Genomic DNA, 16,087 nt, shown 5'->3' with positions numbered 1-16,087 from the left:
GGCCGGATCCGCTACAAGTCGAGCCAACAGTTGCTGAATCACCAATACTGAGGATATCTCAGCACAGCGACGAACGCCAACGGGACGAGCTGGAACTGATACTTCTTGGCAAGCTCGTCAAGGCCTTTTATCTGGATCTTGGCGGCGGCCTCCGAGCCCAGCTTGGTTAACGTATACTTCACCGTGGAGGACCCAAACTCTTGATATACAGCTACGTAGCCCTTACCCACAAGGCCCTCTATGACCGGGAGGAGCTGGGGCATATTCAGCCGCCTCCCCGGCGGAGGGATCTCGTCGATTTTCGCCTCCTCCCGCAGAAGCACCATGACGGCTATTATGGACTTGAGGTCCAGTACGCCGAACTTCGAGAGTATGGCCAGCACAACTTCCTCGAGGTTCATAGCAACAACAGAGGCATTACTAGGGCTAGAGGTATGGGCAACGCGGGGGCGTAGCCGAAGCGCCTCAGCAACAGCCTCACGGTGAGCAGAAAGCCCGTATATATTAAGACGACACCTAGAGCTATGGCGGCGAGCGAGGGGAGCAAGCCGTAGCGCGAGAATTTAATCCCGACGAAGGTGAGCGCCGCGGCGTAGGCGAAGAAGTCGCCGGTCCCCACGGAGACCTCGCCCACCTTGGCCATGAGGCCCAACAGAGGCGGCTCCCTAGGGGCCTCGGGCCCAGGTCCGCGGGAGACGCCCTCCTTGGCCTTCTTGACTATCTTGCCCAGAAGGCCCCAGTATACCATCACCAGATCGTAGACGGGGAGTATCGCTAGAAGGGCGAGGATCGTCAGCGGAGGCAATATCCACACGACCATCGTCCCCGCAAATGCGCTGAACACCGCAATCGCCGGATCCAAACGGGCCTTAAGTATGGCGTATATCATCGCAGGCGCGATGGCGAACGGCGCGTAGAACAAGGCCTCGGCCGCCGCGTCTGGCAGAAGGCCGCACGCGTAGTACTTGAGGTCGTACGCCCAGAAGACGCCGAGGACCACGAGGAACCATACAGCCGCTATAAATACCTTGAAGAATTTCTTATACTTCATGATTAAATATATAAAGACCGTGGCGGCGACCGCCAGGGAGACGAACAGAGCCGTATTGTACGCGGCGGCCGGAGCAGTATTCGAGGAGGAGTAGGGAGCCGCTGGCAAGATCTGCTCGGAGGCTTGGGACGGGGCCGCGAGGTAGGGCAAGGTCCCCAGCAATGCGGCGGCGAACAGCAAGGCGACGAACGCGTATGTCCTCACGGCACTACCCAGTGCTATATTTAAAAATCGACTCCGGGCCCTACGGTATGACTTCCGTCGAGTCGAGGATCGGCTCGTAGTCTAGATCCTCCTGCCTGACGACTCCCCGGGCCAATAGATCCTCGAGAACCCCTTTCCCCTCCTCCAATATCCTTATAGTGGCCTTCGTAATCTCGCAGACTGCGTCGAAGCCCTCCTCGCCCCAGTACTTCTCGTAGTGGGTGTAGAGACAACGCCCCCCGCAAATATGCCTGTACTCGCACCTGGAACACCTATCGTCGAGCTTGAAGTCCGCTTTGACGACGCCTCTCTTAACGTCGCCGACTGTGGCCCAGCGCTCCGAGACGGCTATGGGGCAAGCCAGAATCCTGCCGTCGGTATTTACGGCGAACGCGCGCCTCCCCGCCCCGCAAGGGATCCAGTCGTACGGCCTCAACAACATGGCGCGGTATATGCCGAGGAACGGGACGATGCCCAACAGCCTGCCCCTTGCGGCCTCGGCGAGGAACCAGTCGCGGAGCCTAGCGATGCCGGGGAGATATCTTGAACGGCCCCACTCCAAGAACTCGCGGGGGTCCCACTCGTCTGTCCACACAGCGTTGAGTTGCCAATGGACCTTATCGAAGCCCAAGGACAGCAGGTGCGACACGTCGCGGTATATATCGCTCGCGCGCCCCACCGCCATCCTCGCCACCACCTCGCACCGGCACCCAACCTCTTCCTTCAGCCACCTCAACGTCCTCAAGACCGCCCTATAGACCCCCCGCCCCCTATAGCGGTCGGTCACCTCCTCCACGCCGTCAATAGAGAGGAGGACCACGTCGAACCTACGCCAGTACTCAGGCGGTAGCCTCTTCGCCAGAAGCCCGTTGGTCTGTATGCCGAAGCGCTTGGCCTTGACAGAGTCCATCACCTTCATGATGTAGGCCGGGTTGAGGAGAGGCTCGCCGCCGTAGAAGAAGACGACGGGCTCTGGATCCCTCCGGAGCAACGCCCTTAGATCCTCAAGGTCGTACTGCACAGACCAAGGCGAGTGCCGCGGGTCGAACGAGCCCCCGCAGTAGCTACACCTCAAGTTGCAACGGCCTGTGGTCAGGAGGAACCAGAGCACTGCAAGGCCGATATACTTTATTAAAGGAAACAGTCGCCGTGTCATGAACCGGGAGGTCTGGAAGATATCGCTCTCCGCCTTCTTCGCCGACCTCGGCTACCAAGGAGCCATTGCGTTGTTGCCTCTGTTGTTAGTGGCGGCTCTCAAACTCCCCATATACGTCTACGGCATAATCGAGGCCCTCAACTACGGCGGAGGCGCGTTGATGGGTCTGCTGGGCGGCTACGCGGCGGATAGGTACGGCAGGAAGAGAGTCGCCGTCCTCGGCAACTCCTTGATATCCCTCATGTCGTTCACCGCGCTCGCCAACTCGCCCGTGTTGTCCCCCATCCTCTTCCTGGCAGGTTGGTGGTCCCGCAACTTCAGAACGCCGGCTAGGAGGGCCATGCTGGCCGAGGTGACAGACGAGGCGGAGAGGAAGAGGGCCTTCGGCATACTGCACGCCCTCGACATAGGCGGCGGCGTCGGATCCGTAGCTGTGATGGCCGCCCTATTGCTGGCAGGCTACAGCTTCACGGCGGCCTACCTCATAACTCTCCCCTTCTTCATAACCTCGACCGCGTTGTTGGCCTCGGTCAGGGCAGGCGAGAGGAGGGGAGGCGCCAAGCCCCAGGCGCCCGGCCTAAAGGTCACTGCGCTGGCCCTCGCCTCGGCCCTCTTCGGCTTCACATATTACAGCTTCGGCTTTCCCATACTCAGCATATTCCTACACACCCGCTCCGACGTGATCTCCATAGCGGCCTACGGCCTCTACCTCGCCGTCTCCGCCGTCGTGGGGCTCGCCGTCGGCTTCGCCAAATCGACGGGCTATAAGACCTTGGCCTTCGCTGGCTACGCTATAGCGGCCGTCGCGAGCCTGCTCTTCGGGCTGGGGGGCTCTCTGGCGCTCTATCTGGCGGCCGCCGCGCTGTTGGGCCTCTCCATAGGCGTCGTTGAGACGTTGGAGCCCTACATAGTCGCCTCCATATCGAGGGAAGAGGAGTGGGGCGTCTCCATGGGCGCTCTCACGGCCGGGAGAAGCCTCGGGCTCTTCATATCCAACATAGCCATGGGCTTCCTATTCTCTGTCGGCGAGCTCTACGCCTACCTATACGCCTTCGCCGCAGCCCTCGTAGCGGCCCTAATAGTACTGACGGTAGTCGCCCGCTAAACCTCGTTTTTTCAGACCTAGAGGGGTGATCCAGACCCCCATCTCTCTTTCTCCCTCATAGAGGGAGCGGCAGAGTCGCATGAGAAAGAGAAAGGAGCGGCTTTCCTCACCAGGCGGATTTCGCCGCGACTGTCGGCGCTATCTTCAAGCCACGCAGTCTAGCCTCTGGAGGCTGAGAGAAGCGGCGGGCTAGATGAGCTGGAGCTCGATCTTGACCGTGTCGGGTACTTTAATCGTCATCAACCTCCTTATCACCTTGTCGTTGGCCTCCACGTCTATAAGCCTCTTGTGTATGCGGAGCTCCCAGTGCTCGAAGGTGTGGTACCCCTCGCCCGAGGGGGCCTTCCTGGTCACCACCATAAGCCTCTTTGTGGGGAGGGGCACGGGGCCGCTCACATCCACGCCCATCTTTTTAGCGATGTCGACGATCTCTCTGGCCACATTCTCCAGATCCGAGTAGTTGGTGCCGTAGAGCCTAATCCTCACCCGCCTTCGCGCAATCATGCTCATGGCCCTCCGTCAACCAGACGATTTATAAATTTTCCCGCCACCCTTAGGGCAACCCGCGAACGCCTCCTATCAGATGCCCCGTCCACCCGGCCTTACAGGCCAGCGTTGCGAGGCGCCCGAACATCTAGGGCGAACTCGCCTCGGAGATCCTCCGCATATTTCGGCCCCGCCGTAGAGGACAGGACTTCTTGCCCTTTATACGCTGTTCTGACCGCTGTCGTGTAGAGAACGGCGTGCGGGCTCGACGCCAAAACGATGGAGAGCCCGAGACGGCTCTGGCTCTGAAATGGAGGATTACTTCTGCTGTATCTGGGCCGGCTTGACCTCTACGACTTGGCCCGCCGCTATGGTTCTGCCCATGTCGCGGAGCGCGAAGCGGCCCAGCGCCGGGAACTCGCCGAACTTCTCCACGACGACGGGCTTCAGCGGCTTCAGCCTGACCATGGCCACGTCTCCCTGCTTGATGAACTGCGGCTTCTGTTCTATGGTCTGGCCCGTCCTCGGGTCGAGCTTGGATATGAGCTCGGTTATCTGGACAGGCACGGTGGCGGTGTGGACGTGCATGACCGGCGCGTAGCCGGGGCCTATGGCGGTCGGGTGCCAGAGCACTATGATGCGCGCCACGATCTCCTCAGCAACAGTCGGCGGGTTATCCACCTTGCCCAAGACGTCGCCGCGCCTCACGTCGTCCTTTTCTATACCGCGGAGGTTCACGCCTATGTTGTCGCCCGGCTTAGCCTCGTCCAGCTTCATGTGGTGCGTCTCCAACGAGCGGACGTCGCCTACCTTCGCCGGAGGCATGACTATGACCCTGTCGCCGGGCTTTATCACGCCCGTCTCTACCCTCCCCACAACCACTGTGCCGGCGCCGGTGATCGAGAAGACGTCCTGTATCGGAAGCCTCAGAGGCTTCTCTATGGGCCTCTGCGGCGGCTCGAGAGCGTCGAAAGCCTCAAGGAGGGTCGGCCCGTTGTACCAAGGCATGTTGGACGACTTCGTCTTGATATTGTCGCCCTTCACGGCGCTGACCGGTATTATGGGGACCTTGTTCGGGTCGTAGCCCAGGAGCTTCAACATCTTAACTATCTCAGCCTTTATCTGGTCGAACCTCTTCTGGTCGTAGTTGACGACGTCCATCTTGTTGACGGCGACTATCAGCTGGTTCACGCCCAGCGTCTTGGCGAGGAACAAGTGCTCCCTCCCTTGGCCCTGCGGGCCTATCGCGGTCTCGAACTCGCCCGGCCTAGCAGATATAACTAACATCGCCGCGTCGGCCTGGCTGGTGCCGACGATCATGTTCTTGATGAAGTCGCGGTGGCCTGGCAAATCGATTATGGTCAGGAAGTACTTGTTAGTCTCAAAGCCGACGTGGGTGGCCTCGATGGTGACGCCGCGCTCGCGCTCCTCCTTGAACCTGTCCAAAATCCAGGCGAACGCGAAGTCCTCCTTGCCCATCTTCTTGGCCAACTCCTCGATCTCCTTGAAGCCCTTCTCATCGACGTAGCCGGTCTCATAGAGCAACCTTCCGGTGAGAGTAGACTTTCCATTGTCTACGTGTCCGATTACGGCTAGGTTCAAGTGGGGCTTCTGCAACGCCGAGGGCTTGGGGTTCAGTATTATCGACGGCATGGCGACTCTAAAGTGGCTATATTTAAAACTTTATACCACCCGCCCCCACGCCTATTGGCGGAACAGCTAGATATCGTCCGCAGTCGCAGTGACATCTGGGAGAATGCGTGGGCGCTTAATCTCGGCCATCTTCATATTCGTGCACTCTGCCGTATGAGAGCTCTACGGAGCCGATCGACGTGCCACTTCAACGCGGCCGGCTAGGCGTCGGCTGAGGTATGTGTTTTAATATAGCGACCACCTATTTTCGTGGGCCTCGACTGGGGTAGGCTTGAGGAGGTTGTGGAGAGGGCTGTGAGGAGGGCTAGGTCTGAGGAGCTGAGGGAGATGGCCGACGCCGTTAAGGCTCTCGCCGACTACATGAAGACCGGCTTCCAAGAAGTAAACAAGAGGCTAGAAGCCCACGAGAAGTTGCTAGAGGAGCACAACAGAAGGCTTGAGGAGCTGACGAAGGCAGTCGCTGAGCTGGGCAAGCGCCTAGAGGAGTTGGGCAAGAGAGTTGAGGAGCAGGGCAGAATTCTCGCTGAGCACAGCAGAGTTCTGGCTGAGCATGGTAGGAGGCTTGACGAATTAACTAAGGCTGTGGCCGAGCTTAAGGTGGCTATGGGCTCCCTCGGCCGTAGGTGGGGGCGGGATTTGGAGCGCACCGTCTTGGAGATTTATCGGGATGCTCTTGAGAAGAGGGGGGTTGAGCCCGGGAGGGTGGAGAAGTTCGTCTATACTGACGTGGACGGCCGGTATTTGAGGCCGGGGGCGAGGATTGAGGTTGACGTCTATATTCGCGACGGGAGGACGTATCTCTTGGGGGTTAAGTCGCATGCGGAGCTTGAGGATGTGGAGTGGTTTGCCGAGAAGGCCCAGGCAGCGGAGAAGATACTCGGCCGTAGAGCAGACCGCCTCATAATAGTCGCCGTCAATATAGACAAAGAAGCGCTAGAGAGAGCAAGCCAGCTAGGAATAGACGCGGTGTACGGCGCCGTAATTGAGTAGGGGCCCGTCGATTTCGGCCTAGATCGGCTGGGCGAGAATTATCTGTAAAGCACGTGTGTAGAGCTGTTCGCCCTCCGATAGGTTCTGTAGACGTGGTGGAGGGCGTGTTGTGGTTGTATTGCCATCTCCTGGCGGAGTTGTCCGAGAGCAGAGCGGAGTTGTTAGGAGTTGCCTAGAGGCGTCAAGACGAACGACGGCGAGCCGGCCGGTGGGGCGGACCAGTCGCTGGGCCTATACATAGCGGGGGCTGGTCCGCAGACTGGGCCATGTGGGCTGTCTTGTGACGGCGTGGGGGAGCGGGGTATGTCAATAGGCTGTCGCCTTCTAGGGCAGGGCGAGACTTGCCGTGGAGGTATCGACGGTCGTGGAGCTCGCCTCTTCTGCACTCGGGTTGTTGTGTCGGCGGCTGGCCTCCGGCTCGTTGTCGTGGGCGACTTGTGGACTTCCGCCAGCGGCTAGGAAGGTAAAGCCTAAAAAGGGGCTGGGAGGCGCCGTTCATGAAGGAGGTGGTCTACACGAAGGCCGCTCCCGAGCCTATTGGGCCGTACAGCCAAGGGGTGAGGGTGAGCAACATGTTGTTTGTCTCGGGGCAGATACCCATAGATCCAAGGACGGGCGAGGTCGTCAAGGGGGATATCAAGGAGCAGACGAGGCGGGTGCTCGAGAACATAAAGGCGGTGCTGGAGGCCGCGGGCTACGGCTTGTCCGACGTCGTCATGTCCTTCGTCTTCCTCGCCGACATGTCGCTCTTCGGCCAGTTCAATGAGGTGTACGCGGAGTACTTCAAGGAGAAGCCTCCGGCGAGGGTGACGGTGCAGGCGGCCAGGCTTCCCAGAGACGTGTTGGTTGAAATAGCCGTCATTGCAGTTAAGTAGTGTGGAGAGGACCCGCAACGCCGAGCGGTGACGAGGAACTGGGCGCCGACTTTTTAATCTCCTCCCTCTCCGCCAAGAACCCCTTCAAGAGGCTTGTCGTGGGCCCTCCCAGAGAGGCTGTCGCCGTGGCGAGGAGGATAGGCGGTGTGGCAGTCTCGGACTTCTCCGGGGCCCCTCCCGACCTCTACAGGGACGTCTACGCCGTCCATGCTTCGGGCGATCTCGGACCCCTCATGGCGGGGGCCGACGTGGTTGTATATATCGAGGGGCCTATCCCTCCGCCTAGGGGCGTCAGAGTGATTGCGTTGACGTGCGCGCGCCGCGGGATCTGCGAGGAGGCGGACTGCGTATGCGGCGGAGCGCTGAGGATTTAGTCCTCACCACGGCGGCGGTGCGCGCCGGCGTGGAGGCCTGCGTCGACCTCGTAGACGCGGTTGCGGAGAGGGTCGGCCTCATCTACCTCCCCATACCCGTCGAGGTGTGTAGAGGCGCCTTCGCGGATCTGGGCGCCCTGGGGTGGATCCTGGAGCCTCTGCTCTACATATACAGAGAGAGGCCGGGGAGGTGGGCCTGCTACGGCTCTTTGGAGGATCTGCAGAGGAGGGCCTTCGCCACGGCGAAGCTGGCGGGCCTCGTGGTCAGGGCGAAGGTCTTCGGCTCCGTGGATCTACGGCAGTGGGATCTCCTCTTCGCATCGCCGCCTTACGAGCCGCCGAGGCCCTCGCTGGCTATAGGCTACTGGGGGAGAGACTCCGTGGTGTGCGGCGCGCCGACGCCGACCCCTCTAGAGCTGGCCGCCGCCTTCTGGAGCTCGCTGGATGAGGGCGAGAAGAGAGAGCTTGTGGGATATATAGTGGAGTATATAGATCTCCTCCTGTCGAGTATAAACGTAGACGAGGCCTACTCGCGGCTGGTCGCGGACGGCCGGTATCGGGCCTTCGCCGACGCCGTCGTTCACCGCGTGGGTAATAGAAAGCGCGCCGTCGTTCCCCCGTAGTTTCCGGGAAATTCGACTTAAGGCCCCCTGCGTAGGGCCGGCCATGGAAAGGAAAATAATACTAGGAATAATAATAGGAGGGATAGTACTAGGTCTAGCCGCGCTCGGGGCGCTGGCCCTGGGCGCCTCGGCCCAACAACAGACGTGCCCTCCAGACGTGGAGGTCAAGTGGTACGCGTTGGTGAACTACTTGGCTTACGTCTCGGGCCAGAACGCGTCCCGGCTAATCGCCGAGGCGCAAGCCTCCGGCAACTTCACCGTGGAGGTATCCGGCGTTAGGCTGACTGTGCCGTATTGTTCCCTCAACGCCACGTTGCCCAACGGGACGAAGGCGTTCTTCGCTCCGGCCGTAGGCGTGGGCGAGCTGAAGAAGCTCGGCCTCAACATAACCCAAGCGAAGACCGTGTTCCAGAGGCTGAAGGAGGCGAGAATGGAGGCTATGGCGAACTTGACGAGGTATCTGCGCCCGCTGGAGGTGCGCGGCCTTCGCGAGGCGGCCCAGGCCCTCGCCCGCGACTCGGGGTATAGGCGGGCCATAGAGGCCAACGCCAACGCGTCCGCTGTCTTGAAGGCCGTGGCCGAGATACTCCAGAGAGTCGGCGCGAACAAGACAGCGGTCGAGGAGGTCTTGAACGCCAGCTTGAGGCACGAGGAGGTGGCGGATCTCCTCCGGTACATATGGGCCAACGGAGGGCTCGCCGGAGTTAAGGCGAGGGCCGCGGCCAATCTGAGCTTCGTCATCGCGAACGATAGGGGCTATCTCGCGGCGTCGGCCGCCTTGGAGGATCTGGCGGGCAGGCTGGACGCGTTGGCGAGGGCGCTGGCGAGCGTCAACGCCACGGTGTCCGCGCGCCTGGCCCACGAGGCCGAGCTGTTTAACAAGTCCGCAACGGCGCTGGCCTATATAGGCAGGGAGGGAGGCCTCCGCGCCGTCTCCAACGCCACCGACAGAGATCTGCTGGCCGCCCTCAACGGCACATACGGCGTCCAGAACGCTCTCGACCGCGTCAACAAGACGCTCGAGGAGCTGAACGAGACGTTGAAGCTTCTCGAGAGCGTCAACGCCAGCGCGTCGGCCGTCGAGGCGGTCAAGGCGGCGGTTGAGCACCACGAGAGGGCTCTAGGGATATTAAGCGCGTTGGAGTCGGTCGGGGGCCCGGCAGGCTTGGTGAGGAGCGTGTACGACTCGTTGGAGATGAGCCAGCCGACAAGTCCCCAGATAGCCGCCCTCTGTATCGACCTCAACGTGACCGAGCTGTTGGCCAAATACGCCGAAGAGGGCTTCGCGAACGTGTCCGCGATATGGAAATACGCGACGCTCTGCGAAATAACGAAGCTGTTGGACTGGGAGTATTACGTCAGCAAGGCGCGCAGAGGCGTGTATGTGCCTATGCAACAGCAACTGCAACAGCTGAGAGGATACATAGACAGCCTCGGCGGACTTGCTGCTCTAAACGATATCTACAAGCTCAAGTTGATACTGAAGCACATAGCTAGTCTAGAACACGATCTTGGCATATCGACGTCGTTCATAAGCTCCATCGTCGGCATCCCCATCAATGTAACGACCTCCGGCGGCGGGGGCGTCTCTGTATCTGGCGGCGCCTCCGGAGGCGGCTCTGCTGGCGGCGGTGTGTCGATTGGGTCAGGCGGGATGGGGAGCGGGGGGATGGGCGGCTCCGGCTCGATAAGCGGCACGGGCAAGATGGGCGGCGGAGGGCCCTGATATGATAGTCCTGAACCTCACAATACCGCCGCTCCTTTTCATAATACTGGCGCCGGCGGCTTTCTCCAACGTGAGCATGCCTGCGCCCAACGCCTCGGCGGTGGCCGCCTTCTCGGCCAACGGCACGCCTCTACCCGCCCTGGCCTACGGCGGAAGAGTATACGTCTTGCAAGACTGGGCGCCCGCCTACGTGGAGTACGTCCCAGTCTACGCCAACTCGAGCGGCGTCTATTCCGTCTCCTTGAGCCTAGACCAAGGGGCGGTCGTCGTGATGCCGCCGGGCATCATGCCGCAAGACATATCAGGCGCATATAAGGTGCTCGCCGTGAACAAGACAGGGACGTATATAGAGGTCGGGCCCGGCCCCATCACCATATCGTATTACGCCATAAGGCTCTCCCTCGCGCCAGCCGCCCCCGCCACGTCTACAAGCGCCGCTCCGTACACTTCGACGTCCACTACCCCGACAGCCATATCGCAGTCCACAACCCAAAACATGCAACTATTCGGCCTAAACACCATCTACTACATAATAGCTATAGTATTAGCTATAATTATAGCAGTTATAATAGTATTTACACGAAAAAGAAATACAATAATATAATTTTTTAAATATTATTTAGAATATTTAGAGGCGGTGGCCGTTTATAGCAATTGCCCCATACGTTTTTGTCGCCTACTGGCGGATCCGCAGTTGCGTTTTTATTGACGTTGTAGTGTAGCCACGTGATCCCGCCGACGCACCCCCGTTATAGGAGCTTGCTGGAGCGGGAGAAGGTGGTGGAGGGCTTTAGGGACGGGTACGTCGCCGTCCAAGGGCTAATCGCCCAGGGTAGGGGCGAGTGCTTCGACTACCTAATAGGCGAGGAGACGCAGCCGTTCGCCCTAGAGGCGATAAGGGCCGCCGCGGCGGCCCTACTCCTCGCCCGACATCCGGTGCTCAGCGTTAACGGCAACGTGGCCGCCTTGACGCCGGGGACTGTGGTGGAGCTGGCCGAGGCCGTGCCGGCTCTCATAGAGGTTAACTTGTTCTACCGCACGAGGGAGAGGGAGGAGAAAATAGCGGAGGTCTTGAGGAGGCATGGGGCGAGGCGGGTGCTGGGCGTGGGGGACGACGCCTCCTGCACAATACCGGAGCTCTTCAGCGAGAGGAGGAGGGTCAGCTGTGAGGGGATTTACAAGGCCGACGTGGTCCTAGTGCCGCTGGAGGACGGCGACAGGACGGAGGCTCTGAGGAGGATGGGGAAGACCGTCATAGCCGTAGACCTAAACCCCATGAGCCGCACGGCGAGATCTGCGTCTATCACTATCGTCGACAACGTGACGAGGGCTATGCCGAGGCTTGTGGAGGCGGTGAGGTCGATGAAGGGCCTCGAACGCCGGGAGCTCGAAGAGGTGTTGCGCAACTACAACAACGACAAGGTGCTGGCCTCGGCCTTGCGCCACATCCTAAGGAGGCTGGAGGAGCTGGCAGACGGCCTATATCCAGGAGACGCGTAGCTCCCTCAGCTCCTTTATGTGGACTTCGCCGAGCCTCCTAGCCTCCTCCGCCACGTCGGACACCCATTCCCTCTCTACGAAGATCGCCAACACGCCCTTCTTCACAAAAAGCCCCAGGACGCCTCGGCGTCTGCGCAACGCCTCAGCTCTCTCGTCGAGGAAGCCCACCCTTCTAGAGAAGGACTCCGCGGCCTCCAGGAAAGACGTGAAGGAGGGCTCCCGCATAAACGCCCGGAGGGCCTCCGAGCCGGCCTCGACTATGGCCTCGTGGCGGGACGCGAGCATGTGCCTAGTGTCGATCCGCGCGAGGTCCGCCGTGACCGCGTAGACGTTGGGGCAAGGCAGGGAGTGGGCCTCCCCGACGCCCGGCGCCCCCGGCCTAGTCCTGACGACTAGGCAACCCCCCGTATATATTGCCAACACGTCCCCGAGCCCGGTCCTGCGAGTCGCCTCCTCTACGTGGGCCTTTGCGAAGGCCTCGCGGGAGAGGCCGAACGCGCCGACGGCTTTGGCGATGGACACCACGGCGGAGGCGGCGTAGCCGTAGCCCAGGGGGAACTCCGACGAGATCCTCACGCCTCCGCCCGGCTCCAGCAATAGGTCGTTGTACCGGACGCCCCCCTCCTCCCCGTAGGCCGCCACGGCCCCGCCTATCAAGACGCCGACCCCCACGGAGCCAGTGGAGAGGGGATCTTCGGAGTATGCGGGTATCCAGAAGCCGGTCACGTGGTGGGGGATGAAGAGCCTCCTACTCACGGCCGCAAAGAGATTCCTTGGCCTTAATTAGGCTGTACAGCGCCGCGTTCACGGGCGTATACACGCCGAGCCTCTCGCCGTATTTGACCACGGCGCCGTTTATGAAGTCGACTTCCGTCTTGGCGCACCGGGCCAGATCGCGTGCCGTGGAGGAGACGTTCTCGGCGGTGGCCGAGGCTACGCGGAGGACCTCCTCGAAAGGATCCGCCGGCATCCTCACCCCGGCGGCCTCGGCAACTCTGGCGACTTCGGCGACGACGGCGCGCGCCAGATCCCGCGCGTGATCCACCGAGGCGATCACGCCGTTGGGCGCCTGCAACAAGGCGGTTATCGCGTTGATGGCCGCGTTCACCGCGAGCTTCAGCCAACGGTACGGCTCCACGTCGTCGACGACCACGGCCCTCGCCCCGCCCCTCTCCAGAACATCGGCGAAGTCTGAGACGGCGCGCGGCAGGTAGATCTCGCCGCGCCCTCTGAGCTCAGACCTACACCCCTCCCTGTAAACGCCGTAGGTCACCACGGCGGCAACGCTGGAGGGGTATACCTCCCTAATCGCCTCGTATCCCCCAATGCCGTTCTGCGCCACGACGGCGGTCCCCCGCAGATGCGGGACGGCCGAGAGCGAGTCGTATGCCTTGACTGCAACCACGGTGTACTTCGCCCCCTCCGCCCCAGCCGCGGCGAGCCTCAACCTCTCGCACGCGCCGTCGGCGCAGAAGAGGTACTCGTCGCAAACACGCCTCTGTACTACGCCGGGCGCATAGCCGGCGCGGTTGAGGAAGTAGGCGAACAGCGACCCCACGGCGCCGAGCCCGACGATGCGGAACACGAACGATATAAACCTGGGGGGTATAATACTATGTGAGGAGGCGCGTCTCCGACTTTACGAAGGGCGGCGGGCCGTACGTCTGGATAACTGCGTACGACTACCCCACCGCAAAGCTGGTAGACGAGGCTGGCGTCGACGGAATCTTGGTGGGCGACTCCCTCGGGATGGTCGTTCTGGGGTTGCCCAACACGTTGGGCGTCACCTTGGCGGACATGGTCAGACACACGCAGGCGGTGGCCAGAGCCAAGCCCAAGGCCTTGGTGGTGGCCGACATGCCGTTCATGACCTACGAAACTGGGCCGAGAGACGCCTTGAGGAGCGCGGCGAGGCTGATAAGGGCCGGGGCAGACGCCGTTAAGCTCGAGGGAGGCGCCGAGTACGCCCACGTGGTGGAGAGGCTCGTGAAGGCCGGCGTGCCGGTAATGGGGCATATAGGCCTAAACCCCCAGAGGGTCCTCGCGCTGGGCGGATTTAAGCTGGTCGGGAAGACGGAGGAGCAGAGGCGTAAGGTCCTGGAGGACGCGAAGGCTCTGCGAGACGCCGGCGCCTTCGCCCTCGTCATAGAGTTCGTCCCGGCCTCACTAGCCAAAGAGGTCACCGAGTCTGTGGACATACCGACAATATGTATAGGGGCCGGCCCTCACTGCGACGGCCAGATACTGGTCCTACACGACGTCGTGGGGCTGTCGGAGAGGCCTCCCTCGTTCGCGAAGAAATACGCCGACGTGGCCGCGGCAATACGCGACGCGGTGAGGCAGTACGTGGAGGAGGTGAAGGCAGCCCGGTTCCCCACCAAGGAGTTCTACAAGGAATAATCGCCGAGACAGACTTGTCTGGGAAGCGACAAACCAGCTATTGCGTTTAGGAGCGCCGCCACGGCTTCACGCTACTTCTCCCCGGCTTGCGCGAGATCGCCCCTTATACGACTCCACAGAAGGGGCTCTCTCCGGAGATGATTGAGAGTTTGGGAAAGGCGGCTGGGGTGAGGTTTTCTCGTGGATTTTGTGGTGTCCGAGTTTGATCCGCCGGAGATGAGGCGTTGGAGTCAAGAAGTATCTGTATATCTTGAGCTTAAGTTTAAATCTCTACGTAAGTCTCCTGCGCCCTCGGACGCGGTCACTTCTAATGGTCTATCGCGCGGCGGCTCTCCCATGTGAGGTAAGGTGGGACAAGCCGGGGTTCGTCTCGCTGGCTCGGCCTTGGGGGATCTGTGTGCCGCGGATCTAGGGCCTTTATCCACATCGGCGGGGCGTAGGCGCTCCCTCGATCGGTATGGGGTGCGCAGAGCTATCCGAGGCATAGCCGTGATGAGACAGCCTCGTAATGCTCTTATGAGGAGGAGTGGTGGACCGGCCGGGATTTGAACCCGGGATCTCCCGCGCGCCAAGCGGGCCTAAGGGAATGCTTTCAATCCTTCCGCTAGACTACCGGCCCCTTTACATATATTTCTACTAGTTTTTAAGCTTTTCCCCGTCGCCGCCCCCGGCAGATCTTCCACATCTCGTGCGTTAGCCTCTGGCGTTGCCGGGTCTGCATTGAGGCCGTCGGCTAGATATCGCCGTCCCCGCCTCCTCTAAGCCGCTGGAGCGCGTCTCTGGCCTTGTCCAAGTGCCAGAGCAGTTCGTCCAGCTCGGCCTCTGTGAGGTCCGAGTTCCACTTCTCGAATAACATCTCTATAGCTTGGGCAAGATAATGCGCCGCCGGCCAGTAGGGGTGGTGCTCGGCCACCCCCGACAAGAGCGAGGATATCTCTCTGGCCCGCCGCAAAAGCGCCGAGGATACGTCGCCGGAAAAATCGCTCATTCGGCCTCGGCTGTCTGCGCCGCGGAGGCGGCGTAGACCACCCTCCTCCTGTAGTTCCTGGAGTTGCGCCTTCGCGGTATCAAGTTTTTCTTGGGCTTCGGCGGGATCTTGGGCGTCTGCGACCTGACCTTGCCCGCCTTTGTCAAGCTTCCGTGCGAAGGCATATGTTGGCTACCGCGTCTGTATTTAAGCTTAGCGCCCGGCGCCCGTCACGGCTAGGGCAGAGCACCGTAACCAATATATTTGGGTGTAAGTTATTTTGGCGTGAGGCTGTATATAGTCGCGTCTCTGGCCGTCGCAATATACCTATTCTACGCCCTCCACGTAAACTCCGTGGGCACCGCGCTGTCAGTGATAGAGGCGTCCCTCATACTGGGCTTCGGCCTCATTGCCTCGTTGGCGCCGGTGGCGGGCCCGGCCCTATATGCCGAGATCATGGCCCTGGCCCAGTCCGCAACCGGCATCGCCCTGCCGCCTGTGCTGTACGTGGTCCTGACCTGGCTGTCGTTTGCCCTATCCGGCATGTCGACCGCCTTCCTCGCCATGTACCTCCTCCAGATGGGGAGGTGGGCCGCCAAGAGGGCCTTTAGGTTCCTCCTGTACTGGTAGCGGGATCCTCTGTCCTCAATACTGCTGGTAGTAGTACTGTTGATAATATCTCTGGAGCTCCTTCTCGCGTTTGATCTCCCTCCTCTCCTTCAGCCCTATCTCGAGAAGTTTGCCTCCCGTTAGGCCTATCGCTATTAGGGCCAGGGCCCGTATGGCGGCCGCCGCAACGGCGCGGGGATCTGGCATGTTGCCTAGATTTAGTTGGCCCAGCCCGGTCTGTATGGTTATTGTGGTCTCCGGGATCTTCTGCAGATACAGCAGAGCCGCGGCGGCTACCGCGAACGCGACCAGCGCGGCCCCCACCCCTATGGCCGCATAGGCCTCGACCATATCGGCGTCCATGGAAA

The 16,087-nt window shown here is 61.0% G+C and carries 20 protein-coding genes and 1 tRNA gene; 10 read left to right on the top strand and 11 right to left on the bottom strand.

Going from position 1 to position 16,087, the window contains the following annotated elements; translation table 11 throughout:
* Positions 1 to 38: 38 nt before the first annotated feature.
* Genes TUZN_RS06495 through TUZN_RS06485 form a run of 3 tightly spaced genes read right to left on the bottom strand, consistent with a single transcriptional unit; the run spans position 39 to position 2,366 of the window.
* Positions 39 to 401, bottom strand: coding sequence for a hypothetical protein (locus tag TUZN_RS06495; RefSeq protein WP_013680160.1), 363 nt, complete (start codon positions 399 to 401; stop codon positions 39 to 41).
* Positions 398 to 1,255 carry a hypothetical protein gene (locus TUZN_RS06490; protein WP_013680159.1) on the bottom strand — a complete coding sequence of 286 codons (858 nt, stop codon included), beginning with the start codon at positions 1,253 to 1,255 and terminating at the stop codon, positions 398 to 400. The genes TUZN_RS06495 and TUZN_RS06490 overlap by 4 nt, the downstream gene beginning before the upstream one ends.
* 40 nt (positions 1,256 to 1,295) lie before the next feature.
* Positions 1,296 to 2,366 (bottom strand): TIGR04084 family radical SAM/SPASM domain-containing protein, encoded by a 1,071-nt coding sequence (locus TUZN_RS06485; protein ID WP_052886142.1) that lies wholly within the window; start codon positions 2,364 to 2,366, stop codon positions 1,296 to 1,298.
* Positions 2,367 to 2,409: 43 nt separating this feature from the next.
* On the opposite strand from TUZN_RS06485, the gene TUZN_RS06480 reads away from it, so the two are divergent.
* Positions 2,410 to 3,516 (top strand): MFS transporter, encoded by a 1,107-nt coding sequence (locus TUZN_RS06480; RefSeq protein ID WP_148678613.1) that lies wholly within the window; start codon positions 2,410 to 2,412, stop codon positions 3,514 to 3,516.
* Positions 3,517 to 3,705: 189 nt separating this feature from the next.
* Here TUZN_RS06480 and rpsJ read toward each other — a convergent pair whose 3' ends face one another.
* A complete protein-coding gene (gene rpsJ / locus TUZN_RS06475) occupies positions 3,706 to 4,026 on the bottom strand; it encodes a 30S ribosomal protein S10 (RefSeq protein WP_052886141.1) in 321 nt (106 codons plus the stop codon).
* A 294-nt stretch (positions 4,027 to 4,320) separates the two neighbouring features.
* Positions 4,321 to 5,655 (bottom strand): translation elongation factor EF-1 subunit alpha, encoded by a 1,335-nt coding sequence (tuf, locus tag TUZN_RS06470; protein ID WP_013680155.1) that lies wholly within the window; start codon positions 5,653 to 5,655, stop codon positions 4,321 to 4,323.
* A 249-nt stretch (positions 5,656 to 5,904) separates the two neighbouring features.
* Here tuf and TUZN_RS06465 point away from each other — a divergent pair, with 249 nt between their 5' ends.
* The 7 genes from TUZN_RS06465 (at position 5,905) to TUZN_RS06435 (ending at position 11,743) form a co-directional block, all read left to right on the top strand.
* Positions 5,905 to 6,645 (top strand): PD-(D/E)XK nuclease family protein, encoded by a 741-nt coding sequence (locus TUZN_RS06465; RefSeq protein WP_013680154.1) that lies wholly within the window; start codon positions 5,905 to 5,907, stop codon positions 6,643 to 6,645.
* A 497-nt stretch (positions 6,646 to 7,142) separates the two neighbouring features.
* On the top strand, positions 7,143 to 7,520 hold the full coding sequence (locus tag TUZN_RS06460) for a RidA family protein (RefSeq protein WP_013680153.1): 378 nt from the start codon (positions 7,143 to 7,145) through the stop codon (positions 7,518 to 7,520).
* Positions 7,520 to 7,894 (top strand): hypothetical protein, encoded by a 375-nt coding sequence (locus TUZN_RS06455; RefSeq protein WP_013680152.1) that lies wholly within the window; start codon positions 7,520 to 7,522, stop codon positions 7,892 to 7,894. The genes TUZN_RS06460 and TUZN_RS06455 overlap by 1 nt, the downstream gene beginning before the upstream one ends.
* Entirely contained in the window at positions 7,870 to 8,517 is a 648-nt protein-coding gene (locus tag TUZN_RS06450) for a hypothetical protein (protein WP_013680151.1), read from the top strand. Before TUZN_RS06455 ends, TUZN_RS06450 begins: the two co-directional genes overlap by 25 nt.
* 43 nt (positions 8,518 to 8,560) lie before the next feature.
* A complete protein-coding gene (locus TUZN_RS06445) occupies positions 8,561 to 10,243 on the top strand; it encodes a hypothetical protein (protein ID WP_013680150.1) in 1,683 nt (560 codons plus the stop codon).
* 1 nt (position 10,244) lies between these two features.
* Positions 10,245 to 10,847 (top strand): hypothetical protein, encoded by a 603-nt coding sequence (locus TUZN_RS06440; protein ID WP_013680149.1) that lies wholly within the window; start codon positions 10,245 to 10,247, stop codon positions 10,845 to 10,847.
* 122 nt (positions 10,848 to 10,969) lie between these two features.
* Complete coding sequence (locus TUZN_RS06435; RefSeq protein WP_013680148.1) at positions 10,970 to 11,743, top strand: 4-phosphopantoate--beta-alanine ligase; 774 nt, start codon at positions 10,970 to 10,972, stop codon at positions 11,741 to 11,743.
* On the opposite strand, the gene TUZN_RS06430 is transcribed toward TUZN_RS06435, so the two are convergent.
* Together TUZN_RS06430 and TUZN_RS06425 are read right to left on the bottom strand one after the other, a co-directional pair.
* Positions 11,723 to 12,499: a pantoate kinase gene (locus tag TUZN_RS06430; RefSeq protein WP_013680147.1), complete on the bottom strand. Its 777-nt coding sequence runs from the start codon at positions 12,497 to 12,499 to the stop codon at positions 11,723 to 11,725. The genes TUZN_RS06435 and TUZN_RS06430 overlap by 21 nt on opposite strands.
* On the bottom strand, positions 12,492 to 13,328 hold the full coding sequence (locus tag TUZN_RS06425; RefSeq protein ID WP_013680146.1) for a ketopantoate reductase family protein: 837 nt from the start codon (positions 13,326 to 13,328) through the stop codon (positions 12,492 to 12,494). The genes TUZN_RS06430 and TUZN_RS06425 overlap by 8 nt, the downstream gene beginning before the upstream one ends.
* A 32-nt stretch (positions 13,329 to 13,360) precedes the next feature.
* Here TUZN_RS06425 and panB point away from each other — a divergent pair, with 32 nt between their 5' ends.
* A complete protein-coding gene (panB, locus tag TUZN_RS06420; RefSeq protein WP_013680145.1) occupies positions 13,361 to 14,143 on the top strand; it encodes a 3-methyl-2-oxobutanoate hydroxymethyltransferase in 783 nt (260 codons plus the stop codon).
* 527 nt (positions 14,144 to 14,670) lie between these two features.
* Here the strand turns inward: panB and TUZN_RS06415 are convergent.
* The 3 genes from TUZN_RS06415 to TUZN_RS06405 all read right to left on the bottom strand — a co-directional run bounded on the left by TUZN_RS06415 (position 14,671) and on the right by TUZN_RS06405 (position 15,295).
* Positions 14,671 to 14,762: transfer RNA gene (locus TUZN_RS06415), tRNA-Ala, on the bottom strand.
* 114 nt (positions 14,763 to 14,876) lie between these two features.
* Entirely contained in the window at positions 14,877 to 15,131 is a 255-nt protein-coding gene (locus TUZN_RS06410) for a hypothetical protein (RefSeq protein WP_013680144.1), read from the bottom strand.
* On the bottom strand, positions 15,128 to 15,295 hold the full coding sequence (locus TUZN_RS06405; RefSeq protein WP_052886140.1) for a 30S ribosomal protein S30e: 168 nt from the start codon (positions 15,293 to 15,295) through the stop codon (positions 15,128 to 15,130). The genes TUZN_RS06410 and TUZN_RS06405 overlap by 4 nt, the downstream gene beginning before the upstream one ends.
* Positions 15,296 to 15,395: 100 nt before the next feature.
* On the opposite strand from TUZN_RS06405, the gene TUZN_RS06400 reads away from it, so the two are divergent.
* A complete protein-coding gene (locus TUZN_RS06400) occupies positions 15,396 to 15,740 on the top strand; it encodes a hypothetical protein (protein WP_013680142.1) in 345 nt (114 codons plus the stop codon).
* 15 nt (positions 15,741 to 15,755) lie between these two features.
* Here TUZN_RS06400 and TUZN_RS06395 read toward each other — a convergent pair whose 3' ends face one another.
* Complete coding sequence (locus TUZN_RS06395; protein WP_013680141.1) at positions 15,756 to 16,082, bottom strand: hypothetical protein; 327 nt, start codon at positions 16,080 to 16,082, stop codon at positions 15,756 to 15,758.
* Between the last annotated feature and the right edge of the window lie 5 nt (positions 16,083 to 16,087).

The sequence above is a fragment of the Thermoproteus uzoniensis 768-20 genome (assembly GCF_000193375.1).
GTDB classification, from domain to species: domain Archaea; phylum Thermoproteota; class Thermoprotei; order Thermoproteales; family Thermoproteaceae; genus Thermoproteus; species Thermoproteus uzoniensis_A.
Note: the sequence above shows the minus strand (reverse complement) of the source record. Positions and strands in the feature narration are given on the sequence as shown.

Coding starts and splice junctions, on each gene's coding strand:
- TUZN_RS06495 (WP_013680160.1), bottom strand. CDS start 401: ATGAACCTCGAGGAAGTTGTGCTGGCCATACTCTCGAAGTTCGGCGTA.
- TUZN_RS06480 (WP_148678613.1), top strand. CDS start 2,410: ATGAACCGGGAGGTCTGGAAGATATCGCTCTCCGCCTTCTTCGCCGAC.
- rpsJ (WP_052886141.1), bottom strand. CDS start 4,026: ATGAGCATGATTGCGCGAAGGCGGGTGAGGATTAGGCTCTACGGCACC.
- tuf (WP_013680155.1), bottom strand. CDS start 5,655: ATGCCGTCGATAATACTGAACCCCAAGCCCTCGGCGTTGCAGAAGCCC.
- TUZN_RS06460 (WP_013680153.1), top strand. CDS start 7,143: ATGAAGGAGGTGGTCTACACGAAGGCCGCTCCCGAGCCTATTGGGCCG.
- TUZN_RS06450 (WP_013680151.1), top strand. CDS start 7,870: ATGCGGCGGAGCGCTGAGGATTTAGTCCTCACCACGGCGGCGGTGCGC.
- TUZN_RS06445 (WP_013680150.1), top strand. CDS start 8,561: ATGGAAAGGAAAATAATACTAGGAATAATAATAGGAGGGATAGTACTA.
- TUZN_RS06440 (WP_013680149.1), top strand. CDS start 10,245: ATGATAGTCCTGAACCTCACAATACCGCCGCTCCTTTTCATAATACTG.
- TUZN_RS06410 (WP_013680144.1), bottom strand. CDS start 15,131: ATGAGCGATTTTTCCGGCGACGTATCCTCGGCGCTTTTGCGGCGGGCC.
- TUZN_RS06405 (WP_052886140.1), bottom strand. CDS start 15,295: ATGCCTTCGCACGGAAGCTTGACAAAGGCGGGCAAGGTCAGGTCGCAG.
- TUZN_RS06395 (WP_013680141.1), bottom strand. CDS start 16,082: ATGGACGCCGATATGGTCGAGGCCTATGCGGCCATAGGGGTGGGGGCC.